An 18,508-nucleotide genomic window follows, 5' to 3' on the forward strand; every position below is an offset into this window, starting at 1 on the left:
CCAGGTACCAGGAAAGGAACAGCAGGATGACCTACGCGCCCGGAATCCAGGAGTTCGTCGACCGGTTCAACGAGGCGATGCCGTCGGACTTCTACACCCGCCCGCTGGCGGAGGCGCGCGCCTTCTACGAGAACCTCGGGGTCGTGTTTCCCTACGACATACCTCTGGGCCTGACCATCACCGACGAGACGGTCTCCTCCCGCGATCGGGAGTTGCCGATCCGGGTGTACCGGCCGAGCCAGGTGACGGGGCGGGGTCTGTTGATCTACTGCAGAGGCGGCGGCTTCGTCATCGGTTCGCTGGAGTCCCTGCACTCCGTCGTCGCCGAACTCGCCGCGAACACCGGCCTGGTGACGATCGCCCTCGACTTCCGGATGGCTCCCGAGCACCCCTTCCCCGCGGGGCTCGAGGACTGCTACGACGCGCTGTGCGCGATAGCCGCCGACCCGGACCGGTTCGATGTCGATGCGGACCGGATCGTTGTCGCCGGCGACAGTTCGGGAGCGAACATGGCGGTGGTGCTCGCCATGATGACCCGGGACCGGGGCGGACCGCGGCTGCGTGGCCAGGCTCTGCTGAGCCCAGTGCTCGACTTCCACCGGTGGCGCGGCGGCGGCGAGGACGCGCCCCTGCTGACCGGCGGGGAAATGGAGTTCTTCACCGCGTGCTACTGCCCCGATCCGGCGCAGACCCTCGATCCATATGTCTCCCCGCTGATCGGCGGGGAGTTTCACGACCTGCCGCCGGCGTACATCATGGGCAGCGAGCTCGACTCGTTGCTGGTCGATGCCCGGCTCTGCGCCGAACGGCTCCGGGACAACGGCATCAGCGCCCAGCTCGTAGAGGAGCAGGGGCTGGTGCACTCCTCCTTGCGTGCCAGAGCGCTCAGTCCCCGCGCGGCGGAGATGTGGACGGCGTTCTGCGCGGCGACGGCGCGGCTCGCCGGCGACAGGTAGCCGAAACTCGGGGCGTCATTCGAGGATCAACCGGAGCGCGAACATGCTGAACACGGCCGCGATGATCCAGTTGGCGACGCGTGCCGTCGTCGGGGCGTACAGATAGCGGCCGAACAGGCTCGTCAGGTTGATCCATACGAGCAGCCACACCAGCCCCATCGCCAGGTAGACCGTTGCCAACCGCGCGACGCCGACGACCGGATCGGCTCCCGCCGGCACGAACTGAGGCAGGAACGCCATCAGGAAGATGCACACCTTGGGGTTGGTTCCTGTGCACAGCAGCCCCTGGGTGAAGGCGTGTCGGTCCGGTCTCTCCGCCGGCGGCGGGTCCGACGCCGCCGCGCGGAGGGCACGGACCGCCCAGAACAGCAGCACCGCCGCACCGGCCCAGCGAAAGGCCCGGAACAGCGCCGGATTGACCGCGAGGAGTGCGGCGAGCCCGGCCATTCCGAGCGCGACCTGCGCCGCACCCGCGGTGATCATCCCGGCTGCGGCGGTGATCGCTGGGCGCCGTCTCCGGCGGGTGAGCACTAATTGCGTGACCAGTGCCATGTCCGGCCCGGGTGTCATGATGACCAGTAGGGAACTGACCACGAACGCGATCGTGACGATCTCCGGGCCCCCCGCCCTCAGTGCTCGGCGACTGGGACGTGCGGCGTTTCGATCACCAGCTGTTCCTCCAGTTTCCGGATGGTGTCGTGGTCGCGTTGGACCTGTTCGGCCTCGCGGTGCGACAGGATCGCGAACCCGAAGTCCAGGCTGTCCACCAGGTCCCTGGTCATGGGGACGTGGGAGCCGTCGACGAGATTCTGTACGGAGAAGTGATGGCTGGTCAGGGCGGTGATCTCGTCGAGGACCGCGGTGTTGCGCACCACGCCGGAGCGCCGGGCGATGTGGAACACGCAGGTCTGGTGGCGGCGGAGCTCGTAGCCGGCGGAGATCTCCTTCCCGGTGAGATAGCTGACGGTACGGTCGATCTGGCTGTCCCCGGTGGCGTTGCGGTTGAAGCGGGGCTGGCCGCCGCCGTGCGGACGGGCGCCGAGTTCGATGAGCAGCGGGCCGTCGGGGGTGGCCATCACCTCCACGTGGGCGGCGCCGAACCGCATGCCGACCGCGTCGAGGACTCCTCGGGTGTAGTCCGTGATCTCCGGCAGCGCCTCGTCGTTCGGGGCGACCCACTGCATCGTGTCGTACACGGCCATGTGGGGGCCGTTGTCGACCTTGCGGTACCTGCAGACGTCGACGATGGTGTGTTCGCCGTCGTGGCTGAAGGTGTCCACGACGTACTCGGTGCCCGTCACGAACTTCTGCACCACGAGCAGGTCGTCCGTCTCGCCGAACTGGTTGGTCCGGCCGATCTGCCGCGCGAAGACCTCCCGCCAGCCCACGCCGCCGGGGAGCTTGACGACTCCGTCGGTGCTGGCGCTCCTGGGCGGCTTGATGACGAGATCTCTGCCCGTCAGCCCCTCGCGGTCCAGCCAGGCCTGCACTTCGTCCGGGTCGGCGGTGCAGATCTGGGGGATGATCGGCAGCCCGACTGCGGCGGTCGCGGCTGCCATGGCGCTCTTGTCGCGTCGGGCGGATGCCAGTTCCGGCACGTTCGACCGGTCGGGCAGCACGAGCGGCGCGAGGCGTTCGGCGAGGTCCACGCCTGACTCGCACCCGGCGATGACGCAACGTGGTGCCAGCTCCCGCACTCTGCCGACGACGGCGTCGAGGTCCCCGTCGAAGACGATGATCTCCGGGTAGTCCTGCGGGCGGTAGGAGGAGGCGTACGCCTGTGGGGGCCGCGGCCCGCTGACCACCGCGACGACCGCGACGCCCTGCTCGGCGAAGGCAGCCGCGAAGAGGGCGCCGGAGGAGTAGGGATCGACGATGACGGCGGGACCGGTGAACTCGGCCTTGGGCACTGCTGGTCTCCTCAATCGTGGTGGGACCCGCTGCCGCCGACCGTGAGGTCGGCGGACAGCGGCAGGTGTGAGGTCCGGTGTTCGGTGTCGGCGGCGACGGCGAACACGGCCGTGACAGTGTTCTCCCTGCGCACCGAAGGTATCCCCTGCCGGATCAGCCGACGCATCGAGATGGGGCCCTCGTGCCATGGGCATATCAGCCGGTCCCGGTCCGGGTCGATGTGGCCGAGGTTCAGTGGCCCGCCACGGTGCGGGCACCGGGCGGGCAACATGAACGAGCCGAGCCTGGTCCGGGCGAACACGTAGAGCTGCCCCCCGACCTCGACGCAGTTGCCCGCCCCGTCGGCGGCGAAGGTCAGGACAAGCATGCGCGGTAGTCGCCGACCGAGTGGATCTCGTAGACGCACTCCTCCGACTCGATGACGGCGCCGTGCAGCCGGTTCTTCCAGATGACTGTGCCCTGGCCGGCCTCGAGGATCTGGTGGGAGTCATACCCGCTGACGAACTTCATCGTTCCCGACACGATGTGGCACAACTCGTCGCCGTCGTGGTGGTGCGTGTTGGACAACTCGCCCCGGGGCTCGATGAGATGGGCCACCGGGGCGGCCACCGAGCCGTCCTCGACCTTGGCCCACACCGGGTCGTGTAGTTCCTTGTTCACCGGGCCGGAGTCCATCCAGTCGACCTGGGCGGCGAAGTCCTGGTCGGCGATCCGCGCGATGACCTGGAACTCCTCGAATCCGCGCACGATCTCCGGGATGACCCCCTCGCCGCACTGGTCGACGATCGGCAGGATCAACTTCTCCAACACCATGCGCCCATGATGGGTATCGATGTGCACGTGCTCGGTGAAGTATCTGGTGTCGGCCTCCTCGCCGAACACGCTGGTGAGCAGGTTCGCGGCCCGACGACAGAAGTCCACCAGGGTGGTCTCGGTGAAGTAGAGCGCGCCGAGGTAACGGAAGAACAGCTCGTGGCTCTTGCCCAGGTAGTGGAAGTAGTTGCTCATCAGCAGGCTGCTGTTGAGGTAGTACTGCCAGTAGTGGTGCACGTCCGCGCGCAGGCCCACCGAGGTCATGGTGTTCTCGAACAGGGTGCTGTGCTTGGTGTCGTGTACGCCGTAGCCGAACTCGTCGATGATGACCTTGAACCAGTCGGACTGCACCGGGCCGTAGTACCCCATCACGTTGCGGATCATCGGCGAGGCCTCGGAGAGGAAGTCCGGGGCGAACTGGATGAGCCAGTTGCGCGCGGCCCGCTGGGGATTCGCCGACTTCTCGATGGCCAGCTCCGACAGGGTCGGCTCGGTCGGGCTGTTTGCCAGCTCGCCCAGGAACGCGGTGAGACTCTCCTTCGTCCAGTCGCCGCTGACCTCGACCTCCTGGTCGAGGAATCCGAAGACGTGCCGTTCCAGGTAGGGCCGGATCATCTCGCCCCGGATCCGGTTGCTGTGACTGTAGAACAGGTCGAAGTCCGCGCGCTTGGCCTCGAAGCCAGCCTTGGGCAGGAACATCAGGTCCGCCTCGTAGATGCTGGCGAGGATCCGGTTCGCGGCGAGCGCCGAGTAGGCCAGGATCTCCGGGCGCGGCAGCGGGACCGAGAAGTCGAGGTGCTCGATGATCTGTGGACGCAGCTGGCGCCGGTAGGGGTTGTCGTCGTTCTCCCACTCCTCGTTGTCGAGGTAGAGCGGGCTGCTGGCGTAGTTGAGCGTGGTCTCCCGGAGCTGATCGGGGGTCAGCTCGAACGGCGTGTGGTTCGGCGTGAAGCTCATGGCGGCTACTCCGAAGGTTGGGTGGTGGTCAGGTGCTGTATCGAAAGGCGATTGCGTCGCCAGGCGAGTTGGACCTGGACGGACCCGCCGGCCCGCACGGAGATCGGCGTGGGCAGGGGGACGCAGGCCTGCATCCAGTGCGTCGCCAGATTGTTCGGCGAGTTCGACAGAACCACTCCCTTGCCCAGCGTCATGTCGAACCACACGACCAGCGCGTGCGCCGGGCCGGAGGTGGCCACGGGAATGTCCAGGAGCGCCCGACCGTCGGTCAGCGGATCGCTGGCGAAGTCGAAGGACGCGAGTTCCACGGCCGGCGAGAGCATCTGGTGCGGCCAGGTGTTCAGGCGTACCGGGAAGTGACCTTCGGTGGCCACCTCGTTGAAGAGCCGGACGTCGAATCCGGCGGCGCTGTCCACCCGGTTCAGCCGGTCGATCGCGACGCTGTTCACCAGGGCGCCGACCAGCCTGGCCGACTCGGGGATCAGCAGGCCTCCTGGGGCGAGCAGGTGCTCCCGGGCGTGCCGCACGACGGGAAGCAGCCCTTCGCCGAGCAGGCCGCAGTCGACGATCTCGGAGACGATCACGTCGGCCCGCGCCGGCAGGTCCACCCCCACGCGCAGGTCGGTTGACATCTTCGGAATGACGGTGATGACGTCGGACAGACCCTGCCTGGCGATGATCCGTCGGGCCAACCCGGCCAGCACCGGATTTCCTTCGCACGTCGTCACCGTTCCCGCGCCGGCCCTAGCCGCCATCATCGCCAGCAGGCCGGTGCCGGAGCCGATGTCCAGCACATTCGAGCCGGTCGGCATCAGCCGCTCGAGTGCGGCGGCGAACGAGGCGTTGCGCTCCGCGTCGTTGATCATCAGGAAATGCCAGCGCGGAATGGCGCGGATCACCGCTTCGTGCATGTCGTCCCTGGGGTTCGGGGACGTACCGGTCAGTTGCCCGACCATGTCGCGGAGCACGTCCAGCGAGTGCTTCGCCTCCTGGACGGCGCCATCCACCGCCGCGAGCGACATCTGCCGGCGGGAGTCATCCGGCGTCGCGGCGAGCGGGGGTTCGGAGTGAAAAGGTCGCTCCATCATGGAGCATCGAAGAGGAGACTGCGGCGCTGGATCCACTGGACTTCCCCCGACGGCTAGTGGTCGCCGCCGACACTGGCAGCAGACGAACATTATCGTCGATATATACGTTGGTCAATTATTGCTACCGCTTTGTGACCTCGACTCCACAGCCGTGGGGCCGGCCGGCTTGGCTTCCCGGACTGGCCCGTTGACGTCGATGAGAGGTGTGAGAACGCCCCAAACTTTGGAGCGGTTGGCCCTCTGGCCTGGGTTCTCCTGGATCCTTTGCTGGACTTCCACGCGAGTGCGGCGCGGGAGACCTTGGAGTCCGGTCGTACCCGGCGACCGCCTGTTTTCCGGGCAAGGCCTGCGGCTTCTCGACACGTCGCCGATCACGGCGACCCGACATGGGCGATCCGCGAGCGTAGTCAGGCCGGCACGAGTGCCAGGACCAGCCCGGTGAGGGCCGCGGCGGCGACGGTCACGGCGACGATCGTGTGAAAGTGCGCGGCGGGGAGTTCACGTCCCAGTCGGATGGCCAGCTCGCAACGCATCCACCGCCACAACGCCCGGCAGGCGACGACCGCTCCGCAGACCAGCAGAGCCACCACCAACCATCGTGGCGCCAGATGGGTGCGCTCGGCGGCGATTCCCCCGCCGACGAGGGCCAGGGCGGTACGGATCCACGCGAGGAAGGTGCGTTCGTTGGCGAGGGTGAATCTGTAGTCCGGTGTGGTGCCGACCCGGGTGAGCCGTCCAGGGGTGACCCACCGGGGCGGGACTCGGGTCATGGCGTTCTGCTTTCGGGGGTGGGCCCGCCGGGACCCACAAGATCCCGGCGGGCGAGGTGTCAGCAGGAGGCAGGACGGACCAGGAGGTCGTCGACGCCGAAGGATCCAGCGGGGCTACCGGTCTGTACCCGGGCGCGCGCCTGGGTGATCGTATTGGTCGACGGTCCGGTGTGCGCGCCAGTGACCACGGGCGTGCCGTTGACGGTGAAGTCGTAGGTCCCCGTGGCGGGGTGGACGAAGATGTCCAGCACGTACCACTGGCCGGCTTCGTAGGACCCGGTTTCGGTCCAGGAGCCGTTTGCCGTGTACGCCAGCTTTCCGCTCGCGGCGAGGCTGGTCTTGATGACCTCGACTCCACTGGCGTCGAGGAGGTGCACCCCGAGGGGTACCGTCGTCTGGTCGGCGCGGACCCGCAGCGAGACGTGGGTGTCCCCGGACACCGTGACGGTGGTGTTCGTCCTGGCCTCGGTGGCGCCTCGGGTGAGCGTGACGGACTGGCCGTACTCGCCCCACGGGTAGCTGGTGCCGGGTACGGAGGCGACTGCGACGTTGCCGCTGCTGGTCCAGCCGGCGGGTCCGGAGCCGAGGGTGTCGGTGTCGAAGCGGTAGGTCTGGGTCGGGGCGCACGCGCCGGCGGAGTTGACGGCGCCGATGTTCGGAGCGCCGCTGCCGGAGACCGGGGCGCCGAAGTAGTCCTTGCCGCCGTTGCCGGAGACCAGGACGCCGGCGCCGAGGGTGGCCGCGCCGGTGCCGAGCCGGTAGCCGTTGGGGTCGCGCACCTGGGCGGCGAGCAGCCCGTGCGGGGCGGTGACGGTGTTGGTCGCGGTCGCCGGCCCGGTGACGTTGTGGAACGCGTTGTGGTCGATGGTGAACCCGCTGTTCGGCAGCGCCCATGGCAGGTTGCCGGAGCCCTCATTGCTGACGATGTTGTTGGTGAAGCTGATCGAGCGCGTGTTGGTGGGCGCCTCGTCCTTCACCACCTTGGGGGTCAGCCCGTTGCCGACCACCATGGTGTTGTTGTAGATCTGGCCGTTCTGCGCGGTACCGGCGCAGATCCGGATCAGCCGGGTGCCGTCGTTGACGGAGATGTTGTTCCGGATGACGAAGTTCTTCGCTGCGGCGACCGGGCAGATCATGGCGAAGCCGCCCGCGTTGTCGTGCGAGTAGTTGTACTGGACGACGGTGCCGTCGGTGGACTGGTCCACGTCGAAGCCCATCGAGTCCTTGTCTGTCAGCGCCCCGGCGGCCTCGTTGTACTGGAACGTGGTGTTGACGGTGTTCGCGTTCCACATTCCGGCGTTGTTGGAGTCCGACCGCCGGTTGAACCCGATCAGGGTGTTGTGCTCGACGAGGGTGCCGGTGGCGGTTTTCGGCACGATGCCGTCGCCGCCGATGTCGTAGAGCCGGTTGCCGCGGATCACCGCGTTGGTGTGCGGGAACCAGTTCTGGACGCAGCCGGTGGTGGCGTCGTTCCAGGCCACCAGTTCGGGCCGCCGGCACCAGTTGGACCAGAAGTAGATGCCCTCACGATCGACGCCCCGCAGCTCGTTGTCCTCGATCAGCAGGCCGTCGAAGGCCGTCTGGGTGGTGCCGCCCTGGGCGTCGACGACGATGCCGCCGGAGGCGTCCTTCCACTTGCCGATCGGGGAGCCGTCCGGGCTGCCGGGAAACGCCGAGGGCATCTTGCCCCGGACGTCGTGGATGTAGAGGTCGCGGACCGTGACGCCATGCAGGGTGCCGGCGTCGGCGCCGTAGACGTACACGCCCCGGCGGGTCGTGGTGTTGTCCCCGGTGGCGGTGAGTTCGAGGTCCTGGAGGGTGAGGTAGGCGTTGTTGGACAGCAGGACGGCCTGGGTGGCCCCGTTGGCGTCGATCCGGGGGCGGGCGGTGCCGGTGCCGTAGGCGCCGATCACGATCTTCGACGAGGAGGTACCCGAGCCCACCGGCGCGAACTGGCCGGTGCACGTGACGCCGTGTTGGAAGTTGACGGTGTCGCCCGCCGACAGGGTGACCGCGTGCACGGCGGCGAGGTTGTTGAACGGGGACGCCAGGGTGCCGGTGCCGTTGCTGGCGGCGGAGCAGTCGACGTAGTAGCCGGTATTGGTCGCAAAAGCCGGGGCCGGGGCGAGTGCGACACCGAGGAGGGCTGCGCACGCGAGAACGGTGGAGCGTGGATGGGACATGGCATTCTGCCTTTCAGGGGGTGCGGTGGTGGTCCCCGCGGGTCAGCGGAGGATGTCCTCCCCTGCCAGTAGGCCGGCGAGTTCGGGGCGCGTTGGTAGCCCCTCCCAGTCGCCGTCGCAGGACACCGCGACGGCGGCGACGGCCGCGGCGGTGGTCAAAGCGGTGTGGAAGTCCCGACCGGCCGCCAGGTCGGCGAGCAGGCCCGCGGCGAACGCGTCGCCGGCCCCGAGCGGGTCGCGGACGGTCACCCGATGCGGCGGGATGTGGTGGCGGTGGCCGGCCTCGTAGCCGGTCGCCCCGTCGGCGCCGTGTTTGATGACGAGGAGACGGGGGCCGAGCTGGGCGAGGGCTGCCGCGGCCCGATCGGACGCGTCGGTGTCGGCGGACCAACCCGTCGCTGAGCCGGCCGGAGTGCCGCCCGTCTCCACCGGCCGGGCACCCACGAGCAGTTCCGCCTCATCGAGGGTGGCAAGCACGATGTCGGCGTACCCGGCCAGTTCCCGCAGCACCGGCGCGGCCTTCTCCGCCGGCCACAGCGTGGACCGCCAGTTGACGTCCAGGCACACGGTCGCACCGTGCCGCCGGGCCCCTGCGACCGCCGCGCGCACCGCTGCGGCCGCCGAGTCAGACAGCGCTGGGGTGATGCCGGTGACGTGCAGGATGCGGCAGGACCGCAGGTCGTCCTCGTGAACGTGGTCGGGTGCGAGGCGGGAGCCGGCGTTGCCGGCCCGGTAGTAGGAGACCCGGTGCCGGTCGCTGGTGCGCCGTTCGGTGACGATCAGGCCGGTGGGTACGTCCCGGTCGACGGCGATCGCGTCGACCAGGACGCCTTCGGCGCGCAGCCGGTCGCGGACGAGGAGGCCGAACTCGTCGTCGCCGAGGACGCCGGTCCACCGGGCGGTGCCGCCGAGCCGGCACACGCCGATCGCGACGGTGCTCTCGGCTCCGGCCAGCGACACGGCGAGGTGGTGGCCGAGGCGCAGCGGCCCGGTGGTGGTGGAGCGCAGGGCGGCCATGGTCTCGCCGTAGGTGAGGACGTCGATCATGTCAGCGCCGCCTTCCAGGCCCGGGCCCGGGCGCGCAGGCCCGCCATGTCCCCGGTTTTCAGCGCGTCGCCGGCCAGCGGGGAGCCGACTCCGACGGCGAACGCCCCGGCGGCCAGCCACGCCCGCGCGTTGTCGCGGTCGACGCCGCCGGTGGCCACGATCTTCAGATCCGGCCACGGGCCGCGCAGCGCGGTGAGGTAGCCGGGGCCGACGGTGCTGGCGGGGAACAGCTTCACGGCCCGCGCCCCGAGGCCGTGGGCGGTGTGGATCTCGGTGGGGGTGAGGGCGCCGGGCAGGACGGCGACGCCGTGTTCGGCTGCCCAGCCGATGACGTCGGCGCCCACGGCGGGGCTGATCAGGTAGGTGGCGCCCGCCGCGACCGCGTCGGCGGCCTGGGTGGTGGTCAGGACCGTGCCGGCGCCGAGCGCGACCGCGTCGCCGAGCCGGTGGCGGATGTCGGCGAGTGCCGTGAGCGCGCCGGGTGTGGTGAGGGGCAGTTCCACGCAGTCGAGTCCCTCGGAGACGAGGACCTCGGCGGCGTCGGCGAGGTGGTCGGGGGTGGTGGCGCGCAGGATCGCGACGAGGCGAGTGCCTGCGAGCCGGTCGAGGATGGTCATCGCTGTGCCGCCCGGGTGATCGTGTGCAGGCCGGTGGTCAGCTCGCCGGGGAAGTGGCAGGCGGCGTACCGGTCGGCGCTGACCTGGGTCAGTGGTGGCGGGGTGGTGGCGCAGATGACGCGTTCGGGCCGGTGTGCGGGGCCGATCGGGCAGCGGCCGTGGAACCGGCAGCCGGGCGGCGGGTCGAGCGGGCTGGGCACGTCGCCGGTGAGCAGGATGCGTTCGCGGCGGCGTTCCAGGGCCGGGTCGGGTTCGGGGACCGCCGACAGCAGACTTGCCGTGTACGGGTGCAGGGGCGCTTCGGTGAGCCGTTCGGCGGGTCCGATCTCGACGATCTGGCCGAGGTACATGACGGCGATCCGGTGGGACAGGTGCCGGACGACGGCGAGGTCGTGGGCGATGAACAGGTACGCCAGTCCGAGGCGTCGTTGCAGGTCCCGGAGCAGGTTGATCACCTGGGCCTGCAGCGACACGTCGAGGGCCGACACCGGTTCGTCGCACACGATCAGGCGGGGCCCCACGGCCAGCGCGCGGGCGATGGCGATGCGTTGGCGTTGCCCGCCGGAGAACTCGTGAGGGTAGCGGTCGGCCATCTCCGGGGCGAGGCCGACGAGTTCGAGGAGTTCGGCGACCCGCCGGTCGGCGTCGGCGCCGCGGGCCAGGCCGTGCACGTCGAGGGGTTCGCGCAGGACCCGGCCGATGCTCATCCGGGGGTTGAGGGAACTGTAGGGGTCCTGGAACACCATCTGGATGTTGCGGCGCATGCGTTTGGCGCCTAGCCCGTAGGGGCCGGTGACGTCCGCACCCTCGTAGGTGACGGTGCCGGAGGTGGCCGGGTGGATGCCGACGAGGACCTTGCCGAGGGTGGACTTTCCGCACCCGGACTCCCCCACGAGGCCGAGGGTCTCACCGGGGGCGATGGTCAGGTTCACGCCGTCCACGGACCGCACGACCGCGCGGGCGCGGCCGAACAGGTTGCGGTGGACGGGGAAGTGCCGGGTCAGGTCGCGCACCTCCAGCAGAGGGATTCCGGTGGGCGGCGGGGGCACGTCCCCGCCGACCGGCCGGTCCGGTGGAGCCATGGTGAGGTCGGGCAGCCAGCAGGCGGCCCGGTGCCCGACCGACACGACCTCCAGCGCCGGCTCGTGCCGGGTGCACATCTCGCGGGCCATCGCGCACCGGGGTGCGAACGCGCAGCCCTGGATAGGGTCGATCAGGTCCGGCGGCCGGCCGTCGATGGGCGTGAGCGTGCTGCCCCGCGCCGCCGCCAGTCGGGGTGTCGCGGCCAGCAGCCCTCGGGTGTACGGATGCCGCGGGGCCGCGAACAGCTCGTCGACGGTCGCGGACTCCACGATCCGCCCGCCATACATCACGTTCACCCGCTGGCACAGTCGGGCGACGACGCCGAGGTTGTGCGTGATGAGCACGACGGCGGTGCCGAGTTCGCGGTTGAGGGACGCCAGCAGGTCGAGGATCTGGGCCTGCACGGTGACGTCGAGGGCCGTGGTCGGCTCGTCGGCGATGATCACGTCGGGTGCGTTGGCCACGGCCATGGCGATCATGACCCGTTGGCGCATCCCGCCGGAGAACGCGTGCGGGTAGTCGGCGAGTCGGGCGGCCGGGTCCGGGATGCCGACGAGGCCCATCAGGTGAACGGCACGGTCGCGGGCGGCCTGGCCGGTGAACTTGCCGTGCGCGAGCATCGCCTCGGTGAGCTGGTCGCGGATCCGCATCACCGGGTTGAGCGAGGACATCGGGTCCTGGAAGATCATGCCGATCCCTCCACCCCGGACCCGGCGCAGTTCGCTGTCCCCCATGGCGAGCACGTCGCGGCCCCGGTAGCGGACCTGGCCGGACTCGACCCGGCCGGGGGCCCGGACCATGTTCAGGATCGACATCGCGGTCACCGACTTGCCGGACCCGGACTCCCCCACCAGGGCGACGGTCTCCCCGGCCTCGACGTCGAAGCTGACGCCGTCGACGGCGCGCACGACGCCGCGGCGGGTGTGAAAGCGCGTGACCAGGTCGCGCACCTCGAGGATGCTCATGTCTGTACCTCCGGGGAGCGGGCCGTCAGCCCGCCGTCGACGGGCAGGACCACGCCGGTGACGAACGAGGACTCGGACGAGGCGAGGAAGGCGACGGCGGCGGCGACCTCCTCGGGGCGGCCGGCACGGCCGAGCGGGTACGCACGGGTCAGGTCCGCGAGGGTTTCGGGGTCAGACCACAGGTGCGCGTTGCGTTCGACGGCGACGAAGCCTGGGGCGACGGCGTTGACCCGGACCCCGAGCGGGCCCCATTCCAGGGCCGCCGTGCGGGTGAACGCCTCCAGCGCGGCCTTCGCCGCGGCGTAGGCCCCGAAGGCCGGTGCGGCCAGCGAGGCGTGCACGGATGTGACGTTGACGATCGCGCCGCCACCGGCGGGCAGCTGGCCCACGAAGTCCCGGGACAACCGGACCGCCGCGTGCAGGCACACGGCGAACGTGCGTTCCCAACCCTCGGCCGTGCCGTCCAGCAACGTCGCCCGTTGTTCCGCGAACGCGCAGTTGACCAGGATGGTCGCCGGCCCGGCGACGCTGAGCGCCTCGGCGATGGTGGCTTCGTCGGTGATGTCGCCCCGCACCCCGGTCCCGACGGGCACGGGGTCCAGGTCGACGCCGACGACCGTGGCGCCGCGGGCGGCGAAGGCCTCGGCGATCGCGCGGCCGATGCCCCGGGCCGCGCCGGTGACGATGGCGGTCTGTCCGTTCACAGCACAACCTCCGGGACGGGTACGCCGGTGATCTGAGCCCTGACACGCAGCAACTTCCCGTCGTCGGGCCGCCGGTCGCGCTCGTCGGCGCTCAGCCGGGACCGAGCGCTCGTGACGTACAGGTCCTCGCCGACGAAGGCGCAGCTGGTCGGGTGGCTGACCGGCAGTTCGACGACATGGTCGAGGCGGCCGGTCGCGGTGTAGCGGTGCAGCGCCCACCCGCCGAACAGCGCTACCCACACCCCGCCGTCGGCGTCGACGGCCAGCCCGTCGGGGGTGCCGTCGACCGCCGCGAAGGGTCGACGCGCGGTGGCGGTACCCGTCTGGGGGTCGTAGTCCATCACGTCGATCCGACCGGTGGGGGTGTCGGTGTGATACATCCGGGTGCCGTCCGCAGACCAGCCGAGCCCGTTGGAGATGCCCAGGTCGCCGAGTACCAGGGTCGGGATCGCGTCGCAGCGGTACAACGCGCCGCGGGTGTCTCCCGCCGCGACGGTGCCGATCCACAGCCGGCCCCGGGGGTCGGCCTTGCCGTCGTTGGCTCGGCCGCCCGGGGGCAGCCGGTGCGGGATCCGTCGCCCTCCGGCCGCGATGGAGCCGGCCGGTATGTCGGGCAGGGGGATCTCCACGAGGTCGCGGTCGTTGGCCAGCAGAAGCGACCCGGTGGCCGTGGGCAGGGCCACGGAGACCGGTCCGTGGAACGTCCGGGACCGCGTCCGGCCGGTGTCGGGTCGGGTCTGGTGCACCCGGCCCGCCGGAATGTCCACCCACCACAGGCAGCCGCGTCGCGCGTCCCACACCGGGGCTTCGCCGACCTCGGCGGTGGGCGTGTCGAGTACGTCGATGTCGCTCATCGCCTCAGCAGTCCCTTGTTCAGCCCGTCGGCGATGAGGTTGAACCCCACCACCAGGGCGGTGACGGCCACCATCGGTCCGATCGCGTACGCCGGGTTGGCGTCCAGGAAGTTGATGGACGTCCGCAGCAGCGAGCCCAGCGACGGTTCGGGCGGTCGGACGCCGAGGCCGACGAAGCTCATCGCGCCCTCGATGAACACTGCCATCGACAGCGACAGGGCGGCCTGCACGATCAGCGGGTCGACGCAGTTGGGCAGGATGTGCCGGGTGAGCAGGCGGACCGGTCCGACGCCGGTCACCTTCGCGGCGGTCACGTAGTCGCGGTCGCGCTGGGTCATCATGGCGTCGCGGGTGATCCTGCCGAACAGCGGCACGTTGACCAGGGCCACGGTCCAGATCACCGCCGTGGTGCCGGGCTGGACGATCGCGGCGACGGTGACGCCGAGGACCAGGGCGGTGAACGCGAGGGTCACGTCGAAGATGCGTTGCAACACGAGGTCGACGAACCGGTGCACGCCGCAGGCCAGGCCGAGCGCCGTGCCGACGAGGGCTCCGATCGGCACGGCCACGAGGGTGATCCAGACGTCGACACGGATGCCGTACAGCACCCGGCTGAACAGGTCTCGTCCGAACTCGTCGGTGCCGAGCGGGTGGGCCGCGGAGATCGGTGCGAGGGCGTCGGCGCCCTGGGCCTGCGGCGGGTGGCCGGCGAGCAGGGGTGCTGCGAGGCCGAGGGCGAACAGGACGCCGACGGTCGCGAGTCCGGTCACGGTGGCCGCGCTCCACCGGCGGGCCGATCCGGGGCGGGTGCGGCGCGGGCGGCGGCCGGGAACAACCGGCGCTCCGGCCGGGGCCGGCGTCAGGTCGGTGGCGTGGTGGGTGGTCATCGGCCCTCCTGGTCGCGCATGCGGGGGTCGAGGGCGGTGTGCGCGATGCCGGTGAGGGACTGCAGCACGACGAACACGGTGACCGCGAGCATTAGCAGGTCCTGGACCAGCAGGTAGTCGCGGCCGAGTACGCCGCTGAGGAGGAGTAGGCCGACGCCGGGCCAGGCGAAGATGGCCTCGACGACGATCGCGCCGCCGAGCAGCTGTCCGATCTGGATGCCCAGGACGGTCACCACCGGCGGCAACGCGTTGGGCAGCACGTGCCGCCACAGCAGCCGGCGGCGGCTGATGCCTTTGGCGACGCCGGTGGCGACGAAGTCCTCGTCGAGGACCCGGCGCATCGACGCTGCCAGGAAGCGGGCGATCACGGCGGCGGCGGGCAGTGCCAGGCACAGCGCGGGCATGATCAGGTACTGCGCCCCGAGCACCGGATCGTCGAACACCGACACCTGTCCGCTGGCCGGCAGTACCCGGGCGGTGACCGCGAACACGAGGACCAGCAGCACCCCGGACACGTACGGCGGCACGGCGTACATCAGGCTCACCAGGCCGCCGAGGAGCTGACCGGTGACCTTGCGCCGGGTGGTGCCCAGTGCCATGCCGGCCGCCCCGCCGACCAGTACGGCCAGCAGCAGGGCCGCGCCGGCGAGTTGGGCGGTGTTGCCCAGACCGTGGCCGATCAGTGTGCCGATCGGTGCGCCGAGGATGTAGGAGGTGCCCAGGTCCCCGGACAGCAGCCCGCCGAGCCAGGTGGCGTACTGGTGCCACACGCTCTGGTCGAGTCCCAGCTGGTGGCGGACGGCGTCGATCGTGGCCGGGCTGGGGTCGGGTCCGGCGAGTACCACGGCGGGGTCGCCCGGGGCGAGCCGCAGGATGGCGAACACGACCCAGGAGGCGACGAGGAGGACGAGCAGCGCGGACGGTACCCGTCGGAGGGTGTATCCGATCATGGCCGCCCACCGGCCAGGTACGTCTCGTCGAGGTTGAGGTAGTCGAACATCGACCAGGCCAGGCCGCGCACCTTGCGGGTGATCGCGTAGGTGTGCGCGCTGACCACGAGGTCGGACACGAACTGCTCGTCGAGGAGGAACGCGTTGACCTTCGCCGCCGCCGCGCGCCGGGCCGTGTCGTCGGTGGCCTTCCACAGCGTGTCGGCGAGCTGCTTGTACTCGGCCGAGTCGAAGTTGGAGGCGTTGCGGTCGGCGTTGAACGGGAACGCGCCCTTGACCAGGGTCGCCGGGTTGAGGTGGCCGAAGCCGTGCCCGTTGACGAACAGCCCGGGCAGGGCGCCGGAGGTGAGTTTGCCCTGGAAGTCGGCGGCCTGCAACGGCACGGCCGCTGCGTCGAGCCCGGCTTCCTTCAGGTTGTACTGGACGATCTCGGCGATCGCCGCGTTGGTGGCCAGGCCGGCGTTGTAGACGACGTCGAGACGCACGCCCGCCGCCCCGGCCTGCGCGATGAGTTGCTTGGCTTTGGCCGGGTCGTAGTGGTAGGACTGGGCTGCGGTCTTGTCGTAGGCCGGGGATGACGGCGACCAGGGCAGCGAGCTGGTGGAGCCGATCCCGCCGAGGACCTGCTTGAGGACGCGGTCGCGGTCGATCGCCCACGCGATGGCCTGGCGTACCTCCTTGCGGTCCAGCGGGGCGACCTTCACGTTGGAGGCGAGGTAGAAGGTGGAGTCGTGCGGGTCGGCCACGACCAGTTCGTACGCCGGGTCGTTGCGCACCGCCGCCGCGTCCAGCGGTGCCATGTCCAGGGCCAGGTGGGTGTTCCCCGAGCGCAGCGACGCCAGCATCGAGGAGGACTGGGTGATGATGGAGATGTCCACCCCGTCGAGGTACGGCCGGTGCTTGAAGTACTTCTCGTTGCGGGACAGTTTCAATCCGCTGCCGGGAGTGTAGGAGTCGACCGCGAACGGCCCGGTGCCGATCAGCTTCGCGCCCTTCTCCAGGTCGCCGATCGACTCGGAGTCCAGGATCAGCATGATCTCGAACAGGTCGAACATGTTGCTGACCGGATGGTTGAACCGCAGCCGCACCTCGCCGTCGCCGGTGGCCGAGGCGTCCGCGATGGCCTTGGCGACATGCTTGAGCTGCGAACTCGTGGTGTCCTTGCGGAGGTAGTCGAGGGTGAACAGCACGTCCTTCGCGCCGAACGGCCGGCCGCTGTGGAACGTCACGCCCTGCCGTAGCTTCAGGGTGACCGTCGCGCCGTTGTCGGCGAGCTGGAACGACTCGGCCAGGCCGGGTTTGGCGGCCAGCGTCTTGTGGTCGTACTCGAAGAGGGTGTTGAACACCGTGCGGCACACGGCCATGTTCGGGTTGTTCTGCGACAGCAGCGTCTTCGGCGAGATGTCGGCGGCCTGCGCGATCTTCAGGACGCCACCCGGGGTGGGCGTGCCGGCACCGGCGTCGCCCGCCTGTTCGACGGCCGATCGGCATCCGGGCAGCAACGCGGCGACTCCGCCGGCGCCGATGGTGGCTAACAGCGCCCGGCGGGACAGGTCAAGGTTTCGGGACATCATGTTCTCCTAGCGAGTCGACCACACGACGGTGACCGAGGGGAGGCTTTTGTCCAGATCCAGGCCGAGGCCCGGACCTGGGGCGATGGCCAGCCGGCCATCCGTGATCCGTTCGGCGCCGCCGACCAGGTCGGCCCGCCAGCCGACCTCGCCGAACGCGTATTCCAGGGCGATCGCCCCGGGACACGCCGCTGTGAGGTGCGCGCTGGCGGCGGTGGCCACCGGCCCGCACGGGTTGTGCAACGAGACCGCGGTCCCCGCACCGACCCGGGCCAGGGCGAGCGCGCGGCGCAGCCCCCCGGCGTGTTTAACGTCCGGCATCAGCACGTCGACGACTCCGGCCTCGACCGCCGGGGCGACGTCGCCGGGGGCGAAGGCGAACTCGCCCCCGGCGAGCCGCAGCGGGGTCCGCGAGCGCAGCTGGCGCAGTTCCTCGACCCGGTCGATCGCGACCGCGTCCTCCAGCCAGAGCAGGCCCAGGTCGGCCAGCGGATCGAGAATCGGATCCAGCTCGTCGAGCGCGAGCCGCTCGTGGCAGTCCACCATCACGTCCACGTCGTCGCCGACGGCGTCGCGGACGGCGCGAACCCGGGCGAGCCCGATGTCGGCAAGCCGACCGGCGCCCGGAACGTCGAAGGGCGCGAGTTTCACGGCCCGGAATCCGGCGGCGACGGCCGCCCGCGCCACGGACGCGACGTCGCTGGGCTCGCGGCCGCCGCCGGCCCGGTTGATGTTGGCGTAGACGTCGACCGCGCCGGGATCGGACCCTCCGAGCCATTTCCAGAGGGGTACGCCCTCGCGTCGGGCCGCCAGGTCGCTGAGCGCCTGGTCGAGGCCGCCGAGCACCGTCGCGTCGGTCAGGCCGGTGACCCGCAGGGCGAGTTCTTCCAGGACGGCGTCGCGTTCGGCCAGCACGTCGCGGGACCGCAGCATCGCCCACCAGGCGGACATCCTGGCCGCCACGAGACCCACGGCACCGGCGTCGGAACACTCCCCCAGACCGGTGACTCCGCCCCGGTCGCTGACCGCGAGAACGAGCCACGACGTCCTGGGGGACACGGCCACCCGGTACAGGGTGATGTTCCCGATCATGCCCATGCCGTCCGGCGTCGGGGCCGGACCGTCGGGCGCGCGCATCGAGCCACCGCCGGT

The 18,508-nt window shown here is 70.4% G+C and carries 17 protein-coding genes; 1 reads left to right on the top strand and 16 read right to left on the bottom strand.

The window, feature by feature from the left end:
• The first annotated feature begins 26 nt into the window (after nucleotides 1-26).
• Nucleotides 27-956: an alpha/beta hydrolase gene (locus IW245_RS10740; protein WP_197003030.1), complete on the top strand. Its 930-nt coding sequence runs from the start codon at nucleotides 27-29 to the stop codon at nucleotides 954-956.
• Nucleotides 957-971: 15 nt separating this feature from the next.
• Here IW245_RS10740 and IW245_RS10745 read toward each other — a convergent pair whose 3' ends face one another.
• The 16 genes from IW245_RS10745 to IW245_RS10820 all read right to left on the bottom strand — a co-directional run bounded on the left by IW245_RS10745 (nucleotide 972) and on the right by IW245_RS10820 (nucleotide 18,493).
• Complete coding sequence (locus IW245_RS10745; RefSeq protein WP_197003031.1) at nucleotides 972-1,550, bottom strand: LysE family translocator; 579 nt, start codon at nucleotides 1,548-1,550, stop codon at nucleotides 972-974.
• A 35-nt stretch (nucleotides 1,551-1,585) separates the two neighbouring features.
• On the bottom strand, nucleotides 1,586-2,866 hold the full coding sequence (locus IW245_RS10750) for an ATP-grasp domain-containing protein (RefSeq protein ID WP_197003032.1): 1,281 nt from the start codon (nucleotides 2,864-2,866) through the stop codon (nucleotides 1,586-1,588).
• Between the two features lie 11 nt (nucleotides 2,867-2,877).
• On the bottom strand, nucleotides 2,878-3,234 hold the full coding sequence (locus IW245_RS10755) for a Rieske 2Fe-2S domain-containing protein (protein WP_197003033.1): 357 nt from the start codon (nucleotides 3,232-3,234) through the stop codon (nucleotides 2,878-2,880).
• Nucleotides 3,222-4,637 carry an iron-containing redox enzyme family protein gene (locus IW245_RS10760; RefSeq protein WP_197003034.1) on the bottom strand — a complete coding sequence of 472 codons (1,416 nt, stop codon included), beginning with the start codon at nucleotides 4,635-4,637 and terminating at the stop codon, nucleotides 3,222-3,224. Before IW245_RS10760 ends, IW245_RS10755 begins: the two co-directional genes overlap by 13 nt.
• A 5-nt stretch (nucleotides 4,638-4,642) precedes the next feature.
• The gene (locus IW245_RS10765) at nucleotides 4,643-5,725 is read right to left on the bottom strand and encodes a class I SAM-dependent methyltransferase (RefSeq protein ID WP_197003035.1); all 1,083 of its coding nucleotides are present in this window, start codon (nucleotides 5,723-5,725) and stop codon (nucleotides 4,643-4,645) included.
• Between the two features lie 407 nt (nucleotides 5,726-6,132).
• Nucleotides 6,133-6,495 (bottom strand): YidH family protein, encoded by a 363-nt coding sequence (locus IW245_RS10770; protein ID WP_197003036.1) that lies wholly within the window; start codon nucleotides 6,493-6,495, stop codon nucleotides 6,133-6,135.
• Between the two features lie 59 nt (nucleotides 6,496-6,554).
• Nucleotides 6,555-8,678: a right-handed parallel beta-helix repeat-containing protein gene (locus IW245_RS10775; RefSeq protein ID WP_197003037.1), complete on the bottom strand. Its 2,124-nt coding sequence runs from the start codon at nucleotides 8,676-8,678 to the stop codon at nucleotides 6,555-6,557.
• Nucleotides 8,679-8,720: 42 nt separating this feature from the next.
• A complete protein-coding gene (locus IW245_RS10780; protein WP_197003038.1) occupies nucleotides 8,721-9,725 on the bottom strand; it encodes a sugar kinase in 1,005 nt (334 codons plus the stop codon).
• Nucleotides 9,722-10,342 (bottom strand): bifunctional 4-hydroxy-2-oxoglutarate aldolase/2-dehydro-3-deoxy-phosphogluconate aldolase, encoded by a 621-nt coding sequence (locus tag IW245_RS10785; RefSeq protein ID WP_197003039.1) that lies wholly within the window; start codon nucleotides 10,340-10,342, stop codon nucleotides 9,722-9,724. Before IW245_RS10785 ends, IW245_RS10780 begins: the two co-directional genes overlap by 4 nt.
• The gene (locus tag IW245_RS10790; protein WP_197003040.1) at nucleotides 10,339-12,390 is read right to left on the bottom strand and encodes an ABC transporter ATP-binding protein; all 2,052 of its coding nucleotides are present in this window, start codon (nucleotides 12,388-12,390) and stop codon (nucleotides 10,339-10,341) included. The genes IW245_RS10785 and IW245_RS10790 overlap by 4 nt, the downstream gene beginning before the upstream one ends.
• Complete coding sequence (locus IW245_RS10795) at nucleotides 12,387-13,094, bottom strand: SDR family NAD(P)-dependent oxidoreductase (RefSeq protein ID WP_197003041.1); 708 nt, start codon at nucleotides 13,092-13,094, stop codon at nucleotides 12,387-12,389. Before IW245_RS10795 ends, IW245_RS10790 begins: the two co-directional genes overlap by 4 nt.
• Nucleotides 13,091-13,948 carry an SMP-30/gluconolactonase/LRE family protein gene (locus IW245_RS10800; protein ID WP_197003042.1) on the bottom strand — a complete coding sequence of 286 codons (858 nt, stop codon included), beginning with the start codon at nucleotides 13,946-13,948 and terminating at the stop codon, nucleotides 13,091-13,093. The genes IW245_RS10795 and IW245_RS10800 overlap by 4 nt, the downstream gene beginning before the upstream one ends.
• The gene (locus IW245_RS10805) at nucleotides 13,945-14,835 is read right to left on the bottom strand and encodes an ABC transporter permease (RefSeq protein ID WP_197003043.1); all 891 of its coding nucleotides are present in this window, start codon (nucleotides 14,833-14,835) and stop codon (nucleotides 13,945-13,947) included. The genes IW245_RS10800 and IW245_RS10805 overlap by 4 nt, the downstream gene beginning before the upstream one ends.
• Nucleotides 14,832-15,785, bottom strand: coding sequence for an ABC transporter permease (locus tag IW245_RS10810; protein WP_197003044.1), 954 nt, complete (start codon nucleotides 15,783-15,785; stop codon nucleotides 14,832-14,834). Before IW245_RS10810 ends, IW245_RS10805 begins: the two co-directional genes overlap by 4 nt.
• Nucleotides 15,782-17,356 (bottom strand): ABC transporter substrate-binding protein, encoded by a 1,575-nt coding sequence (locus tag IW245_RS10815; protein WP_197003045.1) that lies wholly within the window; start codon nucleotides 17,354-17,356, stop codon nucleotides 15,782-15,784. The genes IW245_RS10810 and IW245_RS10815 overlap by 4 nt, the downstream gene beginning before the upstream one ends.
• Nucleotides 17,357-17,365: 9 nt before the next feature.
• Nucleotides 17,366-18,493: a mandelate racemase/muconate lactonizing enzyme family protein gene (locus IW245_RS10820; protein ID WP_197003046.1), complete on the bottom strand. Its 1,128-nt coding sequence runs from the start codon at nucleotides 18,491-18,493 to the stop codon at nucleotides 17,366-17,368.
• Between the last annotated feature and the right edge of the window lie 15 nt (nucleotides 18,494-18,508).

Origin of the sequence: Longispora fulva (assembly GCF_015751905.1) — a bacterium.
Lineage (GTDB): Bacteria > Actinomycetota > Actinomycetes > Mycobacteriales > Micromonosporaceae > Longispora > Longispora fulva.

Excerpts from the sequence above, each read along its gene's own strand:
- IW245_RS10740 (WP_197003030.1), top strand. The coding sequence starts at position 27 with ATGACCTACGCGCCCGGAATCCAGGAGTTCGTCGACCGGTTCAACGAG.
- IW245_RS10755 (WP_197003033.1), bottom strand. The coding sequence starts at position 3,234 with ATGCTTGTCCTGACCTTCGCCGCCGACGGGGCGGGCAACTGCGTCGAG.
- IW245_RS10760 (WP_197003034.1), bottom strand. The coding sequence starts at position 4,637 with ATGAGCTTCACGCCGAACCACACGCCGTTCGAGCTGACCCCCGATCAG.
- IW245_RS10765 (WP_197003035.1), bottom strand. The coding sequence starts at position 5,725 with ATGATGGAGCGACCTTTTCACTCCGAACCCCCGCTCGCCGCGACGCCG.
- IW245_RS10770 (WP_197003036.1), bottom strand. The coding sequence starts at position 6,495 with ATGACCCGAGTCCCGCCCCGGTGGGTCACCCCTGGACGGCTCACCCGG.
- IW245_RS10775 (WP_197003037.1), bottom strand. The coding sequence starts at position 8,678 with ATGTCCCATCCACGCTCCACCGTTCTCGCGTGCGCAGCCCTCCTCGGT.
- IW245_RS10780 (WP_197003038.1), bottom strand. The coding sequence starts at position 9,725 with ATGATCGACGTCCTCACCTACGGCGAGACCATGGCCGCCCTGCGCTCC.
- IW245_RS10785 (WP_197003039.1), bottom strand. The coding sequence starts at position 10,342 with ATGACCATCCTCGACCGGCTCGCAGGCACTCGCCTCGTCGCGATCCTG.
- IW245_RS10790 (WP_197003040.1), bottom strand. The coding sequence starts at position 12,390 with ATGAGCATCCTCGAGGTGCGCGACCTGGTCACGCGCTTTCACACCCGC.
- IW245_RS10800 (WP_197003042.1), bottom strand. The coding sequence starts at position 13,948 with ATGAGCGACATCGACGTACTCGACACGCCCACCGCCGAGGTCGGCGAA.
- IW245_RS10805 (WP_197003043.1), bottom strand. The coding sequence starts at position 14,835 with ATGACCACCCACCACGCCACCGACCTGACGCCGGCCCCGGCCGGAGCG.
- IW245_RS10810 (WP_197003044.1), bottom strand. The coding sequence starts at position 15,785 with ATGATCGGATACACCCTCCGACGGGTACCGTCCGCGCTGCTCGTCCTC.
- IW245_RS10815 (WP_197003045.1), bottom strand. The coding sequence starts at position 17,356 with ATGTCCCGAAACCTTGACCTGTCCCGCCGGGCGCTGTTAGCCACCATC.
- IW245_RS10820 (WP_197003046.1), bottom strand. The coding sequence starts at position 18,493 with ATGCGCGCGCCCGACGGTCCGGCCCCGACGCCGGACGGCATGGGCATG.